Raw genomic sequence first — 23,767 nt, forward strand, 5'->3', positions numbered from 1 at the left:
TACCTTATCCCAAACAATTGCAATAAGCTTTTCTAATCAACATAAGACGCTATTCCATTAGACACTCAGCCACAAGTTCTCGTTAAAAAGTGTTAAAAGTGTTTTCTTGTTACGAATATTTCGTAGTTTTACGAAAACTTAATTAAAAGCTATGAAGATTCTAAAACTTACATTAATTGTTGCTAGCGTGAGCACATCTGTTTTTGCCCAAAGTGCAGATAAAGCCCTAGCAAGAGTGAGATATACTTTCTCGCATATGAGAGACACCACTCAAAGAGATAACTTCCAGACCGAAAACATGTTATTGGTTATCGGAAAAAATGCTTCGGTTTACACCAGTTACGATAAAATTAACCGAGACTTAGAGATAAAGAAAAATATAGAAGAGCAAATTAAAGCTCAAGGGGGAAACTTAACCAGTTTAAACATTAGCAAGAGCTCATCTAAACCAGTTACTGCTGCAGATTACTTTTATTTTGCGAACGAAAATAAGTTTTACACCAAAGAACGTGTAATCAGTAATTATTTAATAGAAGAAACTGCGCCAAAAATCAATTGGAAAATCACAAAGGACACTGCTAGTTTTTCTGGTGTAAAATGTCAAAAAGCTACCACTTATTTCAAAGGAAGAAACTGGATTGCTTGGTTTGCACCCGAGTTACCTTTTCAAAGTGGCCCATGGAAACTAAATGGTTTGCCTGGCCTAATTATAGAAGCCAACGATGAAAGAAACGAAGTAAAATTCCAGTTTGCGGGCATCGATAAAGTGATTGCAGAAGAAAAGCCTGAAGAAACGCAAACCGTTACTTTAGGCAGCGGAGGTCCGAGCGTGTTAAAGTTTGGAGGTATGGATGGTAGCGCTTATTTAGGCAGTGAAATCAAACTACCTACAGATGCGGTAAAAACGACACAAAAAGAAATAGATAAGCTAAAAGAAGCCAGAGATAAAGACCCACAAGGTTTTGTAAACGCACAAATGGCCGGAAGAGGTGTAAGTGGAAACATGGTAGTTTCAAGTAATACGAAGTTTGTTCCCGCTCCAAGTGGTGCTAAAAAAATGGCATTCAACAATCCAATAGAACTTACTGAGAAAAAATAAACCAAACCAAACAAACTATTTTGGGCTTGCCTACCAATTACTGGCAAGCCTTCATCCAACACACATCCTGATGAACAAGCTACTCTTTATGCTCATGATTTTGAGCTTAAGTTCTATTGCTGTGCTCGCACAAGAGCAAATTAAAGGCAAGGTTAAAGACGATAAAGCTAAGCCGCTTCCTTCTGTCATGGTTAGTTTAAAAGACAAAGAAGGAAGCACGCTTGGTTTTTCTAGAACGAATGACAAAGGCGATTTTACAATTAGCACCGATGAAAATAGCCCTGAGCTTATTTTAGAATTCAGCATTTTAGGCTTTGCGAAGAAAGCCCTTAAGCTATCAGATTTTAGCAAGAACAATGAGATTACTTTAGTAGAAAGTGAAATTAGCCTTAAAACCGTGGAAGTAAAAAATAGACCACGTTTAAGTTCAAATGGAGATACTTTAAATTACAAAACTTCGGATTTTTCAGATAAGCAAGATCGCAACATTGGTGATGTATTAAGGAAAATGCCAGGTATAGAGGTTGCTGAAAATGGCAAAATAAGTTACAATGGTAAAAACATCTCCAATATGTATATAGATGGAGATAATTTATTGGAAGATAAGTATGGTATTGGTACAAAAAGTATTCCTCATGGTGCGGTAGATAAAGTGCAGGTAATTGAGAAAGACCAACCCATAAAAATGCTACAGAAGAACAACACCAGCGATGATGTGGCTTTGAACTTAGTTATTAAAGATGATGCGAAGCTAAAAGTGATGGGAGAAGTTAAAGCTGGCTTGGGCACACCAGACCGCTTTGACGGTAATGTAAATGCAATGCTATTTAACAAAAAGGTAAAATTCTTGAATAATTTAAAGGGCAACAATATCGGGATAGATCCTGGGTTAGATCTCACTTCGTTTAATCCTTTGGCAAACGATAATACCAAACCCACTAGTCTACTTTCTGCAGGCGCAGCGGGTGTGCCTACCCTGCCCCAAAGTCGTACACTTTTTAACAAAGCTGGACAAGCAAATTTGAATAACCTTTTCAAGTTTAAAAACGATTTACAGCTAAGAGCAAACGTTTCTTACCTATATGACGAACGCAAGCAGGTTTACAATAAGTTTTCGGAAACCCAATTGGCTGGACAGACGATCAGTTACCAAGAAAATCAGGATAATTTCCTTAGCCCACAAAAATTAAAAGGTCAGTTTACTTTAAACGGAAATACAGATGGTTACTATATTAATAATACTCTTTCTGTTGAGTATAATCCTACTCGCACAAATTCTAACGTATTTATAAATGGTGTAGGTGCTTTTCAAACGTTAAAACAGGATATGTTTACCTTATCTAACGATTTAGGTTACCGCAAAAAATTGAAATCTGGCAATATTTTACACTTCTCTTCTGCTATTAGCAGAAGTACCCAACCCGAAACCCTAAATATCAAACCAGGCTTAAATGAGGATATCCTTAATAATGGAGCACCTTACGCCGCTTTGAACCAATACCTAGATTTGCCAACGCTTTATACCAACAACTTTGCTTCGATGGCTTTTCCTAAGGGGAATTTTGTACAAACTTACCGAGCTGGCTTTTTGATTCAGCAGCAAAATTTGGCTACCGACCTCACCAAAATGCAGGACAATGGGTTTAGCGAACTTGCTGCACCTGGTACTTTTAACGATTTAGATTGGTTACGTTCGAGGATATATGTAGAGAATATTTATGAATACACTACAGATAAAATAACCGCTGGAGTTAGGGTACCTGTAAGTTACAACAGTATCAATTACAGTGACGCAAACCATGGAATGGATAAAAGTCTTGATCGCTTTTTTGTAAATCCGTCATTTAACTTTAAGTACCAAACCAGTGCAGAAAATTACGTAACTGCAGGCTATAACTTCAGGAATAACCTAGGGACTATAGACGATGTTTACAGCGGCACTGTTTTACGAAACTACCGTTCTTTGTTTGCCAACAATGCTCCCATTTCAGAAAGTTCATCACATGCATTTTCAGGAGGTTTCAATTTTCGCAAGGCGATTGAAATGTTGTTTGGAAACATCAGCTTAAGCTATAGTACGACTAAGTTAAATACCATTTCTTCATTTACACTTACCAACAACACACAACAACGCATTGTACTTCCCTTAGAAAACCAAATGAAAAGTTTAGGTTTAAACGCTGGATTGAGCAAGTATCTTTTCGCTTTAAAAAGCACTGTAAATGCAGGCTTTGCTTATAACCACAATCAATACCAGCAATTACAGAACGACATTTTGCTACCTTTCGAAAGCGACAACTACATATATAAAGCTGGTATTGAGGCAAAGCTCACCAAATTCATGAATTTCACTTACACAGGAACTTATACTGACAGTAAAAACAAGGCTAGCGGAACTGGGGTAAGCACCAACTATCAACAGTTGAGGCAACAATCTGGATTAGCAGTTAACATGCTAAAATCGGTTTTCTTGAATTTCTCGGCAGAGCATATTTTTACTAAGCAATCAAGCCAACCAGATTTAAAGTACTTGTTTGCCGATTTTAATATCAGGTATAAAGTGCTTAAGCTAAAAACAGATTTGGAGTTTGGCGTTACCAATTTGGCTAACGTGAAGAGTTTTGAAGCCATAAATGTTACGGCAAACTCATTAACCGTCGGAACTTATCAGATCCCAGGAAGAGTGGCAATGTTTAGAGCGACGTTTAATTATTAAAGCAGCTTTATGTGGTTAGCAGGTATTTGCGAGGAATGAAGCAATCTTAGTGCTAGACTTAGCACCTAGTTCTTTAACTAACTCATATGTCTATTACCCTCTCTGTCCGTTGGACATCTCTCCCTAGAAGGGAGAGAATTTTAACACTGCAAAACAATAATTTCCCGAAAGTATAGTTTATATATACGAGAGCGTTAATTTTAACAAAGCGGAAGTCGACTGGATTAGTCACTTCCGCTTTTCCTTTTTTTAATGTCCAACTGTTACAAAAAGCAATGCCGAGCATCTATAGATTAGAAAAAAACAACAATGATTAACGATATCCATATTTTAAAGACAGAAATACTAAGTGATAATTGGTACATCCTCAACAAAGTAACCTACGAATTTACAAGACCTGATGGTAGTAAGCACATACAAAACCGAGAAGCCTACGATAGAGGAAATGGTGCTACGATTCTACTTTATAACTTAGAACAAAAATCTATTATCCTTACCAAGCAATTCCGTTTACCTACTTATTTGAATGGAAATCCTTCTGGGATGTTAATTGAAGCTTGCGCAGGCTTGCTAGATAAAGACAATGCGGAAGATTGCATTAAACGTGAAACAGAAGAAGAAACGGGCTATAAAATAACTGATGTAAAAAAAGTATTTGAAGCTTATATGTCGCCAGGTTCTGTAACAGAGATCCTCTACTTTTTTATTGCAGCTTACAACAAAACCATGAAAGTAAATGATGGCGGAGGCTTAGCTCACGAGGAAGAGCACATTGAAGTGTTAGAATTTGATTTTGAGGACGCCTTAAATATGATTGACAGCGGAGAAATTAAGGACGGAAAAACGATCATGCTCTTACAACACTTACGATTGAAAAGTATTTTATAAAAAGAAAGCTGAACGATTACAGTTCAGACTTTCTTTTCATTTCTATTTGTATTTGAGATTTACCCACTACCTTTTTAATGACGTTTACACTTCGGATTTCATTGGGATTCAAATCTTTGATATCATTAATGAAAGCAACTTTGCCGTTAATCAAATACTCTATATTTTGATTTAAAAGTGTATCTCCTATTTTAAAAACCTTAACTATCGGCTTCTTATCTCCTTTTTGAAAAAGACCTTTATCGTCTGCCAGTTTCCCTTCTACTCTAAACTTAAGGGCAGTCCTGTTTGCTTCTTCGATATTCCCAAGGTTTACGCTATCCTTTCTGTAAAAGAAAACTCTACCTAAAGTGGCATTAGCAGGATTTTCAGTGGCGTTAAGATTTTTGCGCTTCACTGCATCCATAATTTGCTGTATTTCTTCGGCAGAAGGCTTACCAACAAGACTATCTCTTCTAACAAATATCATATTGACATTTGCTAGCCCTGTATCTACTTTTTTAACAATTTTTTGCTTTTTATTTTTACCTAGTTTTACAGATTTGGCTTTGACTTTAGCAATGTCTACAGGCTTCTCTTGTTCAACAGCTAATTGGGGTATAATTCTGGCTAATTGCGGTAAGCTTTCCTTTACTTCTTTTTTTGATACTGTAAATGCCAAAGTTGTTAATAGCAGAACAGGTAATGCCAACGCATACCTACTTAAAGTTAGGCGAGAAGAGCGTTTTACATTCATCATCTGGATACGTTTCTTTAAATCAGAAAGGTTGAAATTATTGACAATGGCAACTGACGTATTGAGTTTTCCTACCCCCAACAAACTATATTGGTAGGTTTTTTTATCCATTCCTTTTCTCAGTATCTTTTGATCTGTAATGAATTCCAAGTTCTCTTTTACCGCCTTTTTCATTAACCAAACTCCTGGATTAAACCAATAGAAAACCACGCTTAACTCTGCCAAGATGATATCAATAGAATGCCATTGCTTAACATGCACCGTCTCGTGAGCCAAAATGGTATCCAATTCTCTTTCGCTATGTAGCGTAGGGTTTACGTAAATAGTTTGCCAAAAGGAAAACGGACTGACACTTTCTTTTAAGGTTCTTACCTTATAATTAGCTACAATATCAGGGTTTGATTTCCTATGAATGCTGTAAAGCGAGATAAACTGTATGACTAATCTAATAGTCATCAGTAATACCCCCAAATAAAAAACAGCACTCAAAATTGGCCAATTATTAATAAAAAATCCTGTTGGCACTAATGCAGACGCCTTCTCATTAAACTGTGGCAAATAATTAATCACTTCACCTACTTCTTTCTGATAGAATAAATCAGTTAAATCGATAAATGGATAGGCCGTTGAAAAAACAATGCCGAACACCAAAAAACAACGATTTAGAACATAGAAAGTTAGTCTACGTAACACCAGATAATAGGTGGCTGCAAATAATAACAGTACCAAATTTATTTTTAACAGAATAATAAAAAGATGTGGCATACCTATTTATCTTCAGGTTTCTCAATCAGGTCAATTATCTCTTTTAGCTCGGCTGCACTTATCTTTTTATCTTTCGCAAAAAACGCGACCAATTCTTTGTAAGAACTCTGGAAGTAATCATTCACAAACCCGTTCATGAAACGTTTTTTATAATCTGCTTCTTTCACTTTTGCACTGTAACGAATGGCATTGGCATAGCGCTCGCCTTTTAAGAAGCCTTTACGCTCCAAATTTTTCACAGTAGAAGCAACCGTAGTATAAGGCGCCTTTGGTTCGGGCATGGCATCCATAAATTCTTTGATAAATCCAGGACCTACTTGCCAAATGGCTAGCATTGCTTCTTCTTCTTGTTGTGTTAACTTCTCCATCAATTAATTACGAAATAATCGTAAATATACGAAACTAATTTAGTTATAGAAAAGAGTTTTAACGTTAAATTTTGTTAAGGATTTCAGGAGCGAATTATTTTTTGAAGCGCAATTTCGCCGTTAAAATTAGAGAGAAGTCCCGCCATCCTTTTTACTTCACTTCGCTAGCGCTCGCTTCGTGCCCACTCCTGTCGGGGCTACTTGGCCATTAATGTGCGGCTGTTTATGCCAACACTTTAATACATCGCTATTCGGAGAGGTATGAAGAGAGAACTGGTGATAATAACTTAAACTAATAACTTCCTCCCCCTACCCCCTCCAAAGGGGGATACTGGATGCAAAACCGTACCTATGCCGTCCGTCATCTCGAACAAGGTACAAGGAGATATCTAGCAATTAAACTATCCAAAATTATAACGAAAAAATTAGTTATTGCACAAGAAGAACTAAACACCATATCCCTTGACACCCTCCAATTTATCGGAGGGAATTGCCTCCAACATTCCCCTCTTTTAGAGGGGTGCCCAAAGGGCGGGGTGTTTAAAATGATGTACGCTAGATATCGACATAATGAAAAACCCTCTCTGGCTTCGCCATCTCTCCCAAAAGGAGAGAATTACAAAACTGCTTAAACATATCTTTTTTCTCTCCCTTTGGGAGAGATGCCCAACGGGCAGAGAGGGATTACTTAAAAATAAAGCTTCTATTGTCTTTTTTCCAACCAGGACCTATAGCCGTGTTTAACCAAAAAGGTTTCTTTGAAGCATTTTTCTTTTGCCAAACTCCATCCGACAGCTCTAAATCGTTACCCATTTTTACAAAACCAGAAATCAAAGTACCGCCATCCAATTGATTATTCTCGATCTTCAAATTTTTAGGGTCGTCTTGGGTTACCAACAAAGTAGTTGGATTGATCACATAGTTGTTAGCAATGGTAACGCCGTCTGGAGCTACGGTTCTAGTGCCATCTTTACCAGCACCAAGTACAAAAGCTTCTCTGGCATCTACAATAACATTATATTGGATATCAGCATTTTTAACTTTCCAATAATCGCTCAATGCTGGGTTTTCATAAGCATTCATTATCGAAATTGCCGAACGCAATGTTCTTCCCGCTATTTTATAAAGATAGTTTCCATGAACTTTTTGATTTTCGCCGATAATTCTTATTCCACCAGTATTGGTGATACCATTGCCTACAAAATAGTTATTGCCTACTTCAGAATGGTTTCCATGTCTAAAGGTTACCGTGCCTACGCATTCATAAAATAAGTTGTTCAAAATCTTATTGTATCCCGATTTGATAGAAATGATTTCGACCTCGCCACTGCATTTATCGAAAATATTATTCTCCACAGTGGTGTAAGAATCGTTCATTGAGTAGGTACTTGTACCAATGCGAATGGTTTCACCGCCATTATTAGCCAAATCCGGCCTCGGACCAAAATAGTTGTGGTCTATTTGATGGTAATTTGCTTTATCATCTAACCACACAACCAAAGTAGTACCTTGATGTGTTTTTCCAGAAATAGAACAATGGTCTACGCGGTTATTTTTTCCAAATAGAGAAACCCATTTATAGTCTACGGTTTTATCACTTGGATTATAATCTTCGATATTTGTATTGGTCAATCGGCTATTTGAGGTAGTTTTTGAAAACACCACTACATCATCTTTCAAAGAGAATCCATTTTTGAACGATAAACCATCTACGATTAACCATTCTCCATCAATTTTTAAGTTAGAGTTGCCAGTTAAAATCACCGATCCTTTAGTTTCTGCCACCAATGTGATTGGATTTTCTGCTGTTCCTTTTGCTTTAAAGTTAATCAACTGACTTTTCCACTCTCCAGATTTCATGATTACTTTGTCGCCAGGTTGTAAACTCAACGCATTTAGCTCGGCAGAATTAGCCACAGTATAGGTTTTAGCAGTAACCATCTGCTTTTCTGTATTATTGGAAATACTATCAGCCTCTATCGCTTTTGCGCAACTACTATATTGCAGGAAAAAGAAAAGCATTAGACTACTGGAAAAAATAAATTTCATTTCAAATATCTTTAGTATAGGTTATCATAAAAAACCAGCGCTGCATCGTAAGTAGTAGCTAATCCAGTTGACGTTACTGCAGATCCAATGCTCACCACGCCTGTCCATGGTGCTACTACCCCATCGTATGCACTCCAACACCTGTAAACCACATTGGTGGATAGGTTCACATTGTTATTTCCTCCAAATAAAATCTTCGTGCCATCTAAACCTAATTTGCCAGACATCATTGCTCTCTTTTCGGCAACTGTACCAGTACCCAAAGTTGCCGCATCAGCAGCGCTTATTAAATGCGTGCGGCCAACAGGATTAAAACCACTATGATGAAATGCCAACGCAAATCTTGTACTTTGGTTGCCTATTGTAGCGTAATTAAAATTGTTTTTTGTGACCATAAAACTGGTGCCAAAAGTTTCGTCTCCAGGATTTATATCATTAAACACAGGCACTTCTACAAAAATTGGATTTACGCCTGCTCCATTTACCATGTAGGTTCCAGTTGAATTAAATGTATTACCGTAGACCACGCCATGAGTAGAATTATCACCCCTAAACCTAATAAACGATCCCGAACAATCAGTAAAAGTGTTTTCAATAACCTTTAATCTTTTAACGCCAAAAGCGCCATAAATCATATGTGCCGTTGAACCTATGCCAACATTAGAGAATTGGCTTTGCCTGATGATGATATTATTTGAAGTTGGATAATGTGCTCCAACCGCTCCATAATATAAATTCGGCATGTTCTCGAAACGACAGTAAGCTATCGTAATATTAGGACTACGCTGTATCACCAAAGCATATTCCGATACTGCTCCAGTAAACTTCAATCGATGAATTAAGATATTTTGGCAATTATTTAGCGACATCAATTTTGCAATAGAACCTGTAAGTACAGCCGCACCGACGGTATTTGCTTTTAACTGAAGTCTTTTTGTTGCGCTTCCAATGTTAGATAAGGTAATGGTAGAACTAATATTGTAAGTTCCATCGGCAAAAACTACATCAACGTGGTTAGACTGCAACATGGTTTGAATACCCGTCCAAAATGCAGCATCTAGTGCGGTGGTTGGCGTTACATTCACAACCGTAGCTGTCGCTTCCACCTGAACTTCTCTTTTAGCTTCTGGTGTAACCGTTTCTTCTTTTTCTTCAACTACAGCATCTTTCTCACAAGAAAAAAGTGTCACAACTAGCAAAGACATTAAAATATATCTTTTCATCGTATGAATTTTAAGATTTAACCTATAAACTTGCGCCCACACCTCCTACTGCCTTCGATTTTGCCGAAAGCTCAGAACCTTCTTTTAAATTAAAATTGAATTCTTTGGTATTAGTAAAATCAGGTTTGATCTCGAAGATGTTTTTACCAAGGGCTTTGTTGTAATAAGTATCCACTTTTCCTGAATTATAAAAATTGCAGTTATCTACCAAGATATTATCCCAACGGAACTCTCTGAACTCTAAAGATCTACCTCCCTGACCACTATTCACGAAATTAGTGTTGAGCACCCTTGCATATTGTGCACCCAACAAACGAAGTGCAGAACCCTGCTCCCTGTTATCTACTTCGTTAATGGTACAATTTTCTATTGTAACGAATGGACCTAAAGTACTTTCATCATTTCCACCACGATACACATTGATTGCACTGCCCAGAATATTGGTAAATACACAGTTTTTAACCACAGTATATTCCGCTCCGTAGATGCCTTTATCGTCTCTTTCTTCCGCTAAGTTGATACCTGTTCCAGAAATATTCCTAAACAAGGAATTGGTAATCACTAAACTATCAGCCAAAGTCGATTTACTTCCTTTAAAGCCTGCAAAAGAACCTTCGTTGTAATCGTAAAATTCGCAAGCATCAATAAATGCTTTGTAAGGTTTGTTCATAGGCAATTCAGTTGAACGAATGCCACAACGAACATCGCCGCCGCTTCCATTAGCGCCCTTAAATGCAATTCCAGTTACTTTTACTGTCGCACCGCTATCAATAGTGATGAAAGCTGCTAATGTTTTGCTGCTACTATTCACAAACACAGGCTTGCTTTTTAAACCAGCGGCAGCTTTGATGGTAATCGACTTATCTACTACAATTTCATCTTCAATGCTGTAAAGACCTGTATCGGTTAATTCAATGATATCTCCATCGGTTAACTTAGCAATTGTTTGTTGAATGCTTGTACTCTCTTTTGCTGACAGCTTCACTATTTTAGGTTGCGTATTGATTGCTTTTACTTCTTGCTTATACCAAGATGCACCAACATCTTTCTTATGCACGAACTTCATTTTTTTCAATGACGCACCATAATCCGCCAAGTAAGGAAATGAAATGCCATTGATGCTTACTTGAGCTGGCTTCTTAACTACAAAACCATCTTGAACCGGAAGGTTTGATTGCAAAGCATTATCTTTAATAACAATACCGCCATCTTTATTCTCATCTATATAAAGTGCGTTTGTTGGCTGAACCAATAAGTTCTTTGTAAAAACTACACGCTGAGGCGATAAAGTACGTTCTGCATCTTTACCTGTTCCAAACAATGACGGCTCACAGTTGATGAAGGTATTACGTTCAATTTTAGCATCAACTACCTGATAATAACGGTTGATCAGTGAATTTGGAACACCGTTCATTACTGCCAATGGCGAACGAAAAGCAGTACCTTTTAAATCTTTAAATACGTTTTCGAACACTTCATGCCCAGGATTAATTACCCTTACACCGCCAGTAAACGGTTTATTGTTACCCAAGAATAAATTGCCTTGCACCACGTTTTTAGAACCGTGTCTTAACACCAAACTTCCTTCACATTCTAAGAAAGTATTGAAGCTGATGTTATTTTCTCCCGATTTAATCGAAACGATTTCCACCTCGCCATTACATCTTTCGAAAAGATTATGTACAATTTGTGTTTTTGAAGCTGTTAAAGAATACCTAGAAACACCAATACGGATAGTTTCTCCTCCGTTAGAACCGAAACGTTGACGGCCATTGAAATGGTTAGAATCGATACGATGATAGTTCTGTTGGCTGCGTTCATCATTAAGCTCTGCTATAATTACTGGGCCTGCATTTAATTTATTAGTGAAAGTACAGTGATCTACACGATTGTTCTTTCCCCAAAGCACTACCCATGAATCACCCTTAAAACGTTCTGGCTGACTAAAATCTTCTATCGCAAATTGAGTGATACGACAGTTGTTAGCTAAATTATTGTTGTCTACCCTAAAATTAATAAGATGGTCTTTAGGACTGTAACCATTTTTGAAATGAAGGCCTTTAATAAAAACGTACTCGCCCCCTATCTTCAAATTAGATTTTCCAGCAATTTCTATTTTATCGCCACTTTCTGGTTTTACCCAAATTGGCTTTTCTTTAGTTCCTTTTCCTGAAATCACCAGTTGAACATCAGTCCATACTTTGTTTTTAAGGAGGATAACATCACCTGGTTTGGCTTTGGCAGCTGCAGATTTTAATTCTTGTGGCGTGCTGACTAAAATATCGGCTGCATTAGTTAACGAAGCCATTAGAAAAAGTGCTAAAAAAGAGATACGGAATTTCATCAAATATGGTTATCGTTTAAATTGGTTAATTGTTTCCCCGCTGATATTCGCAGATTTTATACGCAGATTGACGCTGATTTTGGATATTGGCAATTGTACTAAACCCATACCTGACTACTAGTACCTGAACCCTTGTAAAAATGGTGCCATCTCGATCGGGTGAAGAAAATTAAACAAGCACAAAGTTCTTTCACTTTTTAACCGACCGAAACGACAAACATTTACATATAAACCAAAAGCCTTTATTTCTGAATATAGATATCGAATTTAATTGAAGATAAACCAGCAGTTGTATCATGAACGGTCAACTCCTTAACTTTAATAAGTGCGTTTTTCATTACACCGCCAATTGGTATTTGAGCATAAATAATAGATGCCGTACCAACGTTATAAACCTGTGATGATGCATGATATGAAGGCGCACTTTGACCACTTGGAGCAGAAATTGACGTGAAATAAGCAGCGTCCATTACATCAACATTGCCTGCATCAATATCAGCATATATCTTATCAATAGTGGTACTTGCTCCTTTAACTAAGACCCTAAATCTAGTTGCTTTAAAATTTGATGCTGGGTTACGAACCCATGATACTCCATTACATCTATAATTAGTAAAAGAAGTACCCAAGTTGGTTGGGCTGTAAAAATTTAAACTGATACTAGACGGAGTAGTCGTATTATTTCCACCTCCATACATTAGAAACGCAGCTGTTTCTTCATTAGCACCTAGCTCACAATTACCCAGAACCTTACCTGTTTCTGCAATAAACATACTATTTGTTGAACCAGTGGAAGATGTACCTTGAGCCGACATGACTATGTCTCGATACAACACACTTTGATAAGTAATATTTATCGGAATTACCAACTCTGTTTGTACGTCCTCAATATCGACAGCTATAATTTTAATATTCGATGCCCTCATTTTGAAAGTATAACTGCTACTATAGTTGTACGTTTTAACACCATTTAAATTGTTAACAGTACTCAATAACTGGTAAGCACCATTCCTATCATCATAGATATCAACTTTTTTCAAACCAGTTACCGAAGTAATTAATCCTGCAACTGAAGTAGCAGTAGTAGCAACGCTAGCAGGGAAATTTTGAAGTTTAGGTTTAAAAATGGTCACATCTACAGGCATATTTATAATAATCTCATTGGCTTGGTTATAGATATCGATAGCTCTTACTTTAATATGTTGTGCTGCTTTACGATAAGTGTAAGCATAATTTAATGCATACTCTTTAACGTTAGTAATACCAGTAATACTGTTAACCAAAACGTATGTATTTTCCGTTTGCTGATCATCCAAAATATCAACTTGCTTAATGCCGAATTCTGATTTAATAGTACCTGTAATAGCTGTTGGCGTACCATTAGGATCTGCATTAATTGTAGATGGAAAAGTACTGAATTGAGGTAAAGCCGGATCAAGATATTTCACTGGAATAAAGCCTTCCAAAGAACTATTGTCGCCCAGTTTTGCCAAAACCTTTAAGCCGGTTATAGCAGTTAAATTATAATTTTTGATACTATCTACAGGCATAGATAACTCAAAATTATTTGAAGACAACTTGCTATTATCAGCTACGTGAACCAATACATTTGGTTGACCAGTACGTACCAAGTAGGTATATACAAACTTTACTCCGTTAGCTGCCGAAATATTACTTGTTACTTTATCACCAGTTTCAAATGTTTTGGTTGCGCGGTTAAAAATATATTCCTTAGTTTCAATAGTACCTTCGCCATCGCCAATAAGTTCGTTTTTCTTACAGCTGGCTATGATCACCAATGCCAAAAAGCAAAATAATAATGGGTTTAAGATCTTTTTCATTTCCGTTATTTTTTTAATAGCCTGGATTTTGTGTGATTGTTATCTCTGTGTTGGTATCAATTTCTCTCTGAGGAATCGGTAACAACAACTTATTGGTATTTATATTGGCTTGCAATGTTACTAGTGGAATAACTGGGTTAAACCTGCCATAGTAAGCACTATATTCTGTAGCGTAATGGGCCTGTATGGTTGCTACTGCGTCTCCAAATCTGATCAAGTCAAACAAACGTTGGTTCTCGAAAGCAAACTCTAAGCGTCTTTCTTTTAACAAAGCAATATGAAAATCGGCATCGCTAGTTATTGCACCCGTACCAGAAGCTGGATATTTATAAAAGGCAGTTGTAAACGTACCTGTGGAATAATTACCTGCACCAGCTCTTTCTCTTATCTGATTAATAATACCTACCGAAGAGCCCGCAGCACCATCATAACCTTGCGCCTCCGCTTTCAACAATAAAATATCAGAAAAACGCAATACGGTGAAATCATTTTCCGCATCATTAGCTACAATAACTTTAGAAAAGAACTTATTGACATACAAAGGTGTGGTACTGCCAGAATAACTAGCAATAGTCACATCTTTTCTAGCGTCGGTGAAACTAGTTAAACTCGTAGTAAATGCACTGTTAACACTTGGTGTTGGGTAGTTAAAACCACCTCCATCACCATTTATTATCGCATCGCCACTACTAGCGGGAGCAAAGAGATTTGCCATTGGATTACCCAAACCAACCAAACCAGATCTGTATCTAACGGCAAATAAAATCTCTTTATTCATTTCGTTATTGATTGCAAATACTCGTTGAAAACTTGTTTCTAAACCATAACCACTATTTGCAATTACATCGTTTAATAGAGCTAACGCATCTGCAGAACGTGGCACTGGCAGTGTTAAATAAACCTTAGCCAATAAACCTTTAGCCGACCAAGCATTTACTCTACCAAAATCTGTAGACGCAATTTGGTTGTACGGTTTGGCACTAGCTAAAGTAGCCGCAGCTTCTAGATCTTTGGTGATTAGATTATAAGTATCGTTAATAGATGATCTATTTATTTTTCTAGCTTCGGCAGCTGTTAAAGGCTTAGTTACCAAAAAAACACCACCATACAATCTCACTAAATTGAAGTAATGATGAGCCCTGATGAAGAGCGCTTGTCCTGCTAATTCGTTGCGTTGCGCTTCTGTAACCGAGGCTGTAGGTGTACCAAAAACCAATTGTCCATTTTCAAAACTTACTCCTAAGCTTTTTAGCACGTAATTTACATTACGAATGTTTTTGTACACGCTTAACCAGTAGTTGTAAATTTGCTGGTGCTGAGGCCCTGCGTTATAAAGATTTAACACGTTAAGCTCCATATTGGTATTGGTGGTGCTATTTACAGAGCGTTGACGAGCATTATCACTACGTAGCTCTGTAAATTGCCACTCGTTAATTAATGGTTCCTGCATACCGTTGTAACATCCTGCAAGAGCAACACTAACTTCTTTATAATCCTTATAATAATCTTTTGCAACTTCGTTTGATATAGGTTCTTGATCTACCACCTTTTTACAAGAGGTAAAAGCAGATACCAATGATACCAAAATGATGAAGCGAGTTGATATATTTTTAATTTGTTTCATGATATGATGGTATTAAAAGTTAAAATCAAGACCAAAAGTGTAAGTACGGTTGATTGGGAAACCTCCTCGTTGATAACCAGAAATTACTGGAGATGCATAAGCCGAAGAGGTAACCCTTGCTTCTGGGTTAATACCCCGATAAGAGTTGCCAGTAATAAAAAATACATTATCTACTGAACCATATAATCTTAAACTGTTTACTTTGAATTTTTTAAGCGTTTTAGCTGGCAAAGTATAGCCTACAATAATATTACGTAAGAAAGCATAGCTCGCACTTTCTACCGCATAGTCTGTAAGGAGTAAATCTGCAGCAATACCATTGTTAAAATATGGTGTTTTACCATCGCCTGGGTTTGCAGGACTTACCCACCTATTCTTGATATAATTGACATTTTGTCTTTTAGATTCATTGTAAAACAAATCGCCATTAATTAACTGCCCACCCTGCGAACCTTGCATTAAGATATTTAAATCGAATTTCTTGTATCTAAAAGTATTGGTGATGCCCCATGTAAAATCTGGAAATGGCGACCCCATGATTACTCTATCGTTTAAATCAATTTTATTATCACCATTAATGTCTTTTAATTTAACGCCACCTTCTCGGTAATAACTCTGTAAAACAGAAGTTTGACCAGATGCTACAGCCGCATTGGCATCTGCTTGAGAAAGCCAAACTCCATCTGTTTTATAACCATAAAATTGCACGTAAGGTTGTCCAACAATAGAGGCATAAATTTCGCTACGTTCGCCATAACTATATAGGTAAGGCTCGTCGCCACCTAATTTTAACAATTTATTTCTATTTGCGGCAACATTAAGAGAGGTTGTCCAATTAAAGTTTTTAGTACCAATGTTATTAGAAGTAAGCTCTACCTCGAAACCTTGATTTCTGATTTTTCCGTTATTGTTCCAGAAAGAGTCTGATCCTGTAATTGCCTGTTGCGATTGTTGTAGTAATAATTTATCAGTGATAGAGCGATAATACTCTAAGCTTAATTGTACTTTGTTTCTAAACAAAGCCACGTCTAAACCAATGTTTGCCGAACGTGTAGTTTCCCAAGTAATGTTACTACCAAAGGTTACTACATTATTAGGCGACTGACCAGCTATTACGTTTCCAGTACCTTCTCCAAATACGTAGTTTGATCTGAATAATAAATCTAGATAAGAGAATGGTGTAATTCTGTTGTTTCCTGTTTCGCCATAACTTGCTCTTAATTTCAAACTTTCTAACCACTTTTTACTGCCCTTCATGAAAGATTCGCTTGCAATATTCCAACCGGCTGAAAAAGCAGGGAACCAGCCTCTTCTATTACCTGGGCCAAAAATTGAACTTTCGTCGGTACGTAAACTTGCCGTTGCTATATATTTACCTTTATAATCGTAGTTAACTCTACCTAAATAAGAAATTAAGCCTGTTTTTACGTTTATAGGTATCGCAGCCGCCTGATCGAAATAAGCAGCTTGATTTAAAGTACTAAAATCATCTGATGGAAAACTATAACCAATTTGCTGAGAACCTGTAACCGAGTTACCTTGTACAGTAAAACCTAACAATCCACTAAAATTATGATTGCCGAAGTTCTTTTTATAGTTCATGGTATTTTCCCACAAAACATCTAATGTCGTTCCGTTAGTTATAGTTGCTTGGTTAACATCACCATCTTTACGTGCCTCACTTCTAATTAGGGTTTTATCCTCTCTCGAAAGATAATAAGCACCTACCGAAGTTTTAAATGAAAGGTTTTTACTTGGGTTGTAAGTTAAATCTGTACCCCCCTGAAAGCGATAACTTTCAGAAAACCGATCTTCTCTTTCCGCATGAGATAAAGGCGTGTTATTTGTCGATGAAAATGGATTAATAGCAGTACCACTTTTCCAATAAGATCCATCAGGCATAGTACCTTCGTAAGGTAAATTAATAAAATGACGTGCCTGCGCCCAATCCCCAGACCTTAAATTTGCCCATTGGGTATTTTGGTTTACGAAAGCCGCAGTAAATGCAGAATGGTAAACGGGTAAAAAGGATGGAAATCTATAGTAATTTGTGAAATTTTCTGCTGGTCGTTGTATTTTAGTATAAGTTGGGTTGATGTTAACGTTTAGTGTCAGTTTTGGTGAAAGATTAACATCTAGTTTTACACGAAAATTCCCTCTATTGTTTTCGCTGTCTTTCATTACACCTTGATCTTGCTGTAAGTTTCCAGATACATAATACCTAAAATCTTTTTTACCACCAGCTACGTTTAGCTGCATGTTGTAGATACCCGCATTGCGCAAAGACTCTTGTTGCCAATCTGTTGTAGAACCGCTAATTTGATTTTCTATAATATACGCTGCTCGTTCGTTAACATTAATGATATTCTTCAAATTCGCGGGTACACTTGGATCATTTTCTCTCAAAGCTGCCTCTGCAAAAAGTAATTTTGTGTAATCTGTGGTCGATAAAATGGGATAAACACTATAGGCCTCTTTAATACCATAGTAAGATTTAACCGAGAATTTAGGTTTATCGGCAACACCCTTTTTAGTAGTTACTAAAATTACACCGTTAGCACCTCTAGAACCATAAATAGCTGATGAAGCGGCATCTTTTAATACCTCAATAGACTCCACATCGTACGGGTTAATAAAGGCTAGACCATCTGCAATAGGATGCCCATCTACTACTACCAAAGGTTCAGCATTAGCATTGATAGAACTTGCACCTCTCACGCGTAAGGTTGGGTCAGCACCGGCTTCAGAACTATTGTTTTGAACAGTTAAACCCGCTATTTTACCAATTAAAGCATTATCTAACCTCGAAGTTGGAATTTCATCTAAGTTTTTATTCTCTAACTTACTTACGGCAGAACTAACCGTAGATTTCTTCTGGGTACCGTAACCAACTACAATTACCTCGTTCATAGAGCTTACGTCGTCTACCAAAGTCACATTAATAGTAGTAGCATTTGCCACTCCCTGTAGATGGATTTTATAACCGAGCGATTTAAATTCTAATATTTTTCCTTTCTGAACAGAGATTTCATACTCTCCTTTCTCATTGGTAGAAACTCCTTTGTTGGTGTCTTTAATTACAACAGAAACACCAGGAATACCCTGTCCATCTGCAGATGTAACAACGCCTTTGATTTTTACGGTTTGTGCACTTACTCCTAATGACAGTAAGCAAACTAGTAAAAAAACAACGCTGCTAACGCGATTCTTTAATGTCATAGCAAATCAGTTTATATGTTGGTTAGGTTGCCTTAACTTCTCAGCATCGGCTTAAATTGGTTTACCAAAAATTGGTAAACCAAATATATAATTATTATTTGTAATCAAAAAAAATAGTATAACTATTTAAAAATTTTGCTGAGGAGCGAAAAAGAAGAATGTTGTAATGGTTTTAGTTGGCTTTGTTTAATATTGGTTGGTTCACTAGTTTGTTTGGTTATTTGTTTAACTGATTAATCGGTTAACTGATAACTGTTCATTTGGTAATTGTTCATTATTAAAAAAGGGATGTACTGCAAAGGCTATCCTTTCAGAACATCCCCATTTTAGAGTTATTAATCGCCATGCGATGTTCAAAACCAAAAACATCTAAGCGTATTTTTCAATTTGTGATTAAGAGAATGCTAAACCACCGTTGATATCGATATTATTTCCTGTCAAGAAACTCGATTCATCGGAAGCTAAATAAGCTACTACATCAGCAACTTCTTTTGCATCACCTTCTCTTTTTAGCGCTGTAGCATTAGCTACGTTAGTTCTTACTTCAGATTTTGTAAAAGTATCATGGAAAGTAGTAGCAATCATACCTGGTGCTAATGCATTTACACGAATACCTTTTGGTCCAAATTCTTTGGCTAAAGACCTAGTGTAAGTCATTACCGCACCTTTAGAAGTTGCATAGGCACTTGCACCTGGACCACCACCATCTCTTGCAGCTAATGAAGAGAAATTAACGATTGACGAGCCAGCAGGCATAAACGGAGAAACAGATTTAACTGCTAAGAACACAGATTTCAAGTTTACGTTCATTACGAAATCCCAGAAATCCTCATCCATTTCAGCTGTTGTTTTACGAGCAACTAAACCACCAACAACGTTTACCAACACGTTGATTTCATCACCGAAAGCTTTTCTAGCTTCAGCTACTAATGTTTCAACCTCAGCAGCTTTAGTCATATCTGCCTTCACAGCAATAGCTTCACCGCCTAAATCTTGTATTAATTTCAAGGTATCATCCGCTTGTTCTTTACTATCGAAATAATTTACAACCACTTTAGCACCTTCTTTAGCCAACTGTAATGAAACGGCTCTACCTATGTCTCTAGAACCTCCAGAAACTATCGCAACTTTGTTTTTTAAACGCATATTGTTATTATTTAATTTTTTGTTTATAAATATTTAAAATTCTATAAGTGGGTGGTTATACCTACTTATAGCTATACTCTATAATTTGGTATCCTCACCAAACTTATGACAACTTACTTGATGAAATGTATTTGATACACAACCATGATACCGGCACTAAAACAGCTGCCAATACAAAGAATGATACATAACTAGTTTGTGTAATTATTGGCACCGCCCAAGTGGTTAATAGTGTACCAGCTACAGCTGCTGTACCGCCCATTCCTGCTACCGTACCCACATTTTTACCGTGGAAATAATCGCTAGGCAAAGTTTGGATATTACCAATTAGGTATTGAAAACCGAACAAGGTGATACCAATTAAAACCATGGCCAGCATTGGCGAGTCTTTTAAGCTATCTAGCTGATAAACGATAGCAACTAAAGAAGTCAACATCAATACACAACCTACAGCAATGGCATTTTTACGGGCCTTCGTAGCAGCTACTCCTTTTCTAATTTGTAAAGAGGCGTGATATCCGCCAGCTAAACTTCCAATGGCTGCAAATAAATAAGGTACCCAAGTGAAAGCTCCAATTTGCTTGATATCGAACATGAACTGCTCTTTCAAAAACGTAGGTAACCAAGTAACGAACAACCACCAAACTGGGTCGATAAAAAACCTACCTGTAATAATTCCCCAAGTGTTTCTAATTTTCAAAAGTTCTTTCCAAGTCAATGCAGGCGCTTCATCTTTAACCTCTTCCACAACAACACCTTCTTTTTTATCCAAAATGTGATCACGCTCTTCTTCGGTTAGCCAAGGATGTTTATCTGGCGTAGCTTTGTTGATGTACAACCAAGGAATAATCCAGATCAGACCCAAGACAGCGATTAAAACGAAAGTCATTTTCCAACCGAATATCAGATACAATGCAGCGATGATTGGAGCTGAAACCACCGAACCTAGCGATGCACCAGCACCGAAAATTCCTTGAGCAATTCCTCTTTCTTTTGCCGGAAACCATTCTGCATTACTTTTTGTTGCCCCTGGCCAGTTACCTGCTTCGCTGAAACCTAGCATGAACCTGAAAATATTGAAAGAAAGCAACGATTTTGCAAAGGCATGCAAGGCAATAGAAACGCTCCATCCGATAATAGACAAAGTCATCCCCAAACGTGTACCCACAGCATCCATCAGTTTTCCTGTAAAAGTTTGACCTAATGCGTAAGCAATCATGAAGAAAGTGGTAATTAATGCCAGCGCACTTTTGTTGTCAGCATCTGCAATGCCAAATTCTTTGTAGATGTAAGGCCAAAGAATGTTAATAGCACTCCTATCCACATAATTGATTACAGTTGCAAGTCCAATAAGGGCAATGATCCACCATCTTAAGCCTTTTACTTTCATATATTAATTTTTTTTCAGTTCGATATTCGTAATGCCTTTTCCAGCATTTACCACTTTATTATCCGCATAAACTTCATTACCTATCGCTTCTCCCTTACCGCTTTTCAATTTGATGTTTATCCCGTAGCCATCAGCGTTTACATTACTGATGTTATTTTTAAATTGATTATAAGAACCCCATCCTTCGTAAGCACAATTCACTTGATAACCATCTTTTAGAACTGAAGGCTGTGTGTTATGTCCGATATTATTTTCAATGAGATAGTGATTGCCTTTCACATCCATCCAGCTATCTGCACTATTTTCACCAGTAATTCCTTGCGCTTCGAAAGTATTGCCTCTAATGATCCCCCCCGTCGTACCTTCTTTCACATCGATACATTCTGCTGTAACATAAGGCCCGAGCTTATTATTTAGCACTAGATTCGAATCACATTTATCTGGTTCACCAGCAGTGTATTTAGCCCAATTGCTGTAAGCAGTGCCGATATAAATAGCCTCGCCATAACCAGGTCTCTTTTTACCCGTGTGGGTTACTTCCGAATTTTTAACGATGTTGTGTTTGCTAAAAGTTCTGAAATGAATGCCCTCTTCGCCTAATTGAGTGACGAAAACCCCATCTATTACATTATAATTAGCTCCATCAGCAACCAGCCCCTTCAAGCCATTTTGCATTGTAAAGCCTTTTAACTTCCAATAATTTGCTTTTAAGGATAACACATAGCCTGTTTCTGTACTTCCAGCGTCTAAAATGGCGTTTCTGCCTCCTGTAAGCACAATAGGTGCTGCCTTTGTTCCGCTAGCATTTGCTTCAATTACAAATTTCCCTTCATAAATACCATCTTTTAAAATGATAGAATCTCCAGGTTTCGCGGTAGCCAAAGCTTTCTTCAACTGACTGCTATTCGCAACGATAATTGGTTTAGCCGAATTTAAAAAAGGCTGTATTGCATATCCCATCCCAAAAGTTGAGATAACAATAGCAGCCATAACCAAATATATATTGAAGATCTTTTGCATTGGAGCTTGTGTCCTATTTATGAATACCTAATTCTTTTAAGAAATTGATGATGGCAGCATTCAATTCAGAGTTTTTCTCTTTAGGAAATTTCCCATGCTCGCCACCTTCTATCGTCATAAATTCATTTTTAATACCAAATTCATCTAGTTTCTTTTTCAGATCTACCGATTGTTGATAGGGCACCACTGGATCGGCATCGCCATGCACAATAAATACCGGTGGGCTGGTTTTTTTTACTTGATATAAAGGAGAAACCGACTCGATAAATTTTTGGTCCTTTGCTTTATCACCCAACCACCAAGTAGCCGAACGACTTGCCCAATTACCAATATGCGTGATACCATATTTATCGATAATAGCCGCAACCTTCACCTCTTTTACTCCAGGGCAGTTGCCATCAAAACGGGTATCGTTACCTAATAAACCACCCATTAAAGCCAAATGACCACCAGCAGAACCACCCATAATCACAATTCTATTAGGATCGATATTTAGAGCTTTGGCATTTTTGATTAAGTAAATTAAAGCACAACGCGTATCCTCTACTGCAGCAGGAGCCGGCGCAACTTGTACCAAACGGTAAGCGATATTAGCTACTGCATATCCATTTTTAAAAAAAGAATTAAAGCCTGTTTGCGACTCTTTATTACCTTTGTTAAAACCGCCACCATGAATGTTGATGACAATCGGAGATGGTCCTTTTTCTTTTGATGGCAAGTACAAATCCATTTTGCCTTCCCAATCGCCAGCTTTGGTGTAAACCACATTCAATTGCTCAGAAAATCCAGTTGGGTAAGTAACTTTCTTTACTTCAGTTTCTTGCGCTTGAGTAAAACCCACTGCTGCTATTAAAAAGCAGCTTATGATTAATTTTTTCATCTTATCTGATTTCTAGTTATTTCTTTTTCCTCCCTCTTCAATTCTCCCTCCAGAGGGAGACACATTCGCTCTAAGCATTTTGCTTATCCCCCTCTTCGAGGGGGCAGGGGGAGGAAAATCCTACTTTATAAAATCTTCTCTGTGAGGAGCGAAAACATCGATTAAAATACCTGGCTCTACGCATACGCAACCATGTACAGCGTGAGGTGGCACATAGTAACCATCACCTTTTCTGATGATTTTTTTCTCGTCACCAATAGTCATTTCGAAAACACCACTTTCAACGTAAGTAACTTGTACATGGTAATGCTCGTGCAATGGACCAATAGCTCCAGCTTCGAATTTTGCTTTCACTAGCATGATTTGGTCATCGTGACCATAGATTTTACGTTGTACACCGTTACCTAAATCTTCCCAAGTGGTTTCTGTCTCTATTTGAAATAATTCGCTTTGCATATC

At 37.3% G+C, this 23,767-nt stretch carries 15 protein-coding genes and 1 pseudogene; 3 read left to right on the top strand and 13 right to left on the bottom strand.

The window, feature by feature from the left end; genetic code table 11:
• Nucleotides 1-151: 151 nt before the first annotated feature.
• The 3 genes from CRO54_RS09050 to nudK all read left to right on the top strand — a co-directional run bounded on the left by CRO54_RS09050 (nucleotide 152) and on the right by nudK (nucleotide 4,703).
• A complete protein-coding gene (locus CRO54_RS09050) occupies nucleotides 152-1,099 on the top strand; it encodes a GLPGLI family protein (RefSeq protein WP_097131168.1) in 948 nt (315 codons plus the stop codon).
• Between the two features lie 70 nt (nucleotides 1,100-1,169).
• Nucleotides 1,170-3,815 carry a peptidase associated domain and porin domain-containing protein gene (locus CRO54_RS09055; protein WP_138765790.1) on the top strand — a complete coding sequence of 882 codons (2,646 nt, stop codon included), beginning with the start codon at nucleotides 1,170-1,172 and terminating at the stop codon, nucleotides 3,813-3,815.
• A 309-nt stretch (nucleotides 3,816-4,124) separates the two neighbouring features.
• Complete coding sequence (gene nudK, locus CRO54_RS09065) at nucleotides 4,125-4,703, top strand: GDP-mannose pyrophosphatase NudK (protein WP_097131175.1); 579 nt, start codon at nucleotides 4,125-4,127, stop codon at nucleotides 4,701-4,703.
• A 745-nt stretch (nucleotides 4,704-5,448) separates the two neighbouring features.
• Here nudK and CRO54_RS21710 read toward each other — a convergent pair.
• The 13 genes and pseudogenes from CRO54_RS21710 to CRO54_RS09135 form a co-directional block, all read right to left on the bottom strand.
• Nucleotides 5,449-6,204 (bottom strand): annotated as a pseudogene (locus tag CRO54_RS21710) (M56 family metallopeptidase); the annotation flags it as partial.
• A gap of 2 nt (nucleotides 6,205-6,206) precedes the next feature.
• The gene (locus CRO54_RS09075) at nucleotides 6,207-6,572 is read right to left on the bottom strand and encodes a BlaI/MecI/CopY family transcriptional regulator (protein WP_097131181.1); all 366 of its coding nucleotides are present in this window, start codon (nucleotides 6,570-6,572) and stop codon (nucleotides 6,207-6,209) included.
• 684 nt (nucleotides 6,573-7,256) lie between these two features.
• Nucleotides 7,257-8,621, bottom strand: a complete 1,365-nt coding sequence (locus CRO54_RS09085; RefSeq protein ID WP_240775066.1) for a polysaccharide lyase 6 family protein — start codon at nucleotides 8,619-8,621, stop codon at nucleotides 7,257-7,259.
• 11 nt (nucleotides 8,622-8,632) lie between these two features.
• Entirely contained in the window at nucleotides 8,633-9,844 is a 1,212-nt protein-coding gene (locus CRO54_RS09090; protein ID WP_097131187.1) for a right-handed parallel beta-helix repeat-containing protein, read from the bottom strand.
• A 22-nt stretch (nucleotides 9,845-9,866) separates the two neighbouring features.
• Nucleotides 9,867-12,188: a chondroitinase-B domain-containing protein gene (locus CRO54_RS09095; RefSeq protein WP_240775067.1), complete on the bottom strand. Its 2,322-nt coding sequence runs from the start codon at nucleotides 12,186-12,188 to the stop codon at nucleotides 9,867-9,869.
• Between the two features lie 242 nt (nucleotides 12,189-12,430).
• Complete coding sequence (locus CRO54_RS09100) at nucleotides 12,431-14,029, bottom strand: hypothetical protein (RefSeq protein WP_138765791.1); 1,599 nt, start codon at nucleotides 14,027-14,029, stop codon at nucleotides 12,431-12,433.
• Between the two features lie 13 nt (nucleotides 14,030-14,042).
• Nucleotides 14,043-15,653 (bottom strand): RagB/SusD family nutrient uptake outer membrane protein, encoded by a 1,611-nt coding sequence (locus CRO54_RS09105; RefSeq protein ID WP_097131192.1) that lies wholly within the window; start codon nucleotides 15,651-15,653, stop codon nucleotides 14,043-14,045.
• A 12-nt stretch (nucleotides 15,654-15,665) separates the two neighbouring features.
• Nucleotides 15,666-18,872, bottom strand: a complete 3,207-nt coding sequence (locus CRO54_RS09110) for a SusC/RagA family TonB-linked outer membrane protein (protein WP_097131194.1) — start codon at nucleotides 18,870-18,872, stop codon at nucleotides 15,666-15,668.
• 393 nt (nucleotides 18,873-19,265) lie between these two features.
• Nucleotides 19,266-20,018: an SDR family NAD(P)-dependent oxidoreductase gene (locus tag CRO54_RS09115; RefSeq protein ID WP_097131196.1), complete on the bottom strand. Its 753-nt coding sequence runs from the start codon at nucleotides 20,016-20,018 to the stop codon at nucleotides 19,266-19,268.
• A gap of 103 nt (nucleotides 20,019-20,121) precedes the next feature.
• Nucleotides 20,122-21,408, bottom strand: a complete 1,287-nt coding sequence (locus CRO54_RS09120) for an MFS transporter (protein ID WP_097131198.1) — start codon at nucleotides 21,406-21,408, stop codon at nucleotides 20,122-20,124.
• Nucleotides 21,409-21,411: 3 nt separating this feature from the next.
• Nucleotides 21,412-22,428: a chondroitinase-B domain-containing protein gene (locus CRO54_RS09125; RefSeq protein WP_138765792.1), complete on the bottom strand. Its 1,017-nt coding sequence runs from the start codon at nucleotides 22,426-22,428 to the stop codon at nucleotides 21,412-21,414.
• A gap of 13 nt (nucleotides 22,429-22,441) precedes the next feature.
• Nucleotides 22,442-23,308: an alpha/beta hydrolase gene (locus tag CRO54_RS09130; protein WP_097131200.1), complete on the bottom strand. Its 867-nt coding sequence runs from the start codon at nucleotides 23,306-23,308 to the stop codon at nucleotides 22,442-22,444.
• A 120-nt stretch (nucleotides 23,309-23,428) separates the two neighbouring features.
• Nucleotides 23,429-23,764, bottom strand: a complete 336-nt coding sequence (locus tag CRO54_RS09135) for a cupin domain-containing protein (protein ID WP_097131202.1) — start codon at nucleotides 23,762-23,764, stop codon at nucleotides 23,429-23,431.
• Nucleotides 23,765-23,767: the final 3 nt, after the last annotated feature.

The sequence above is a fragment of the Pedobacter xixiisoli genome, from assembly GCF_900215335.1.
Lineage (GTDB): Bacteria > Bacteroidota > Bacteroidia > Sphingobacteriales > Sphingobacteriaceae > Pedobacter > Pedobacter xixiisoli.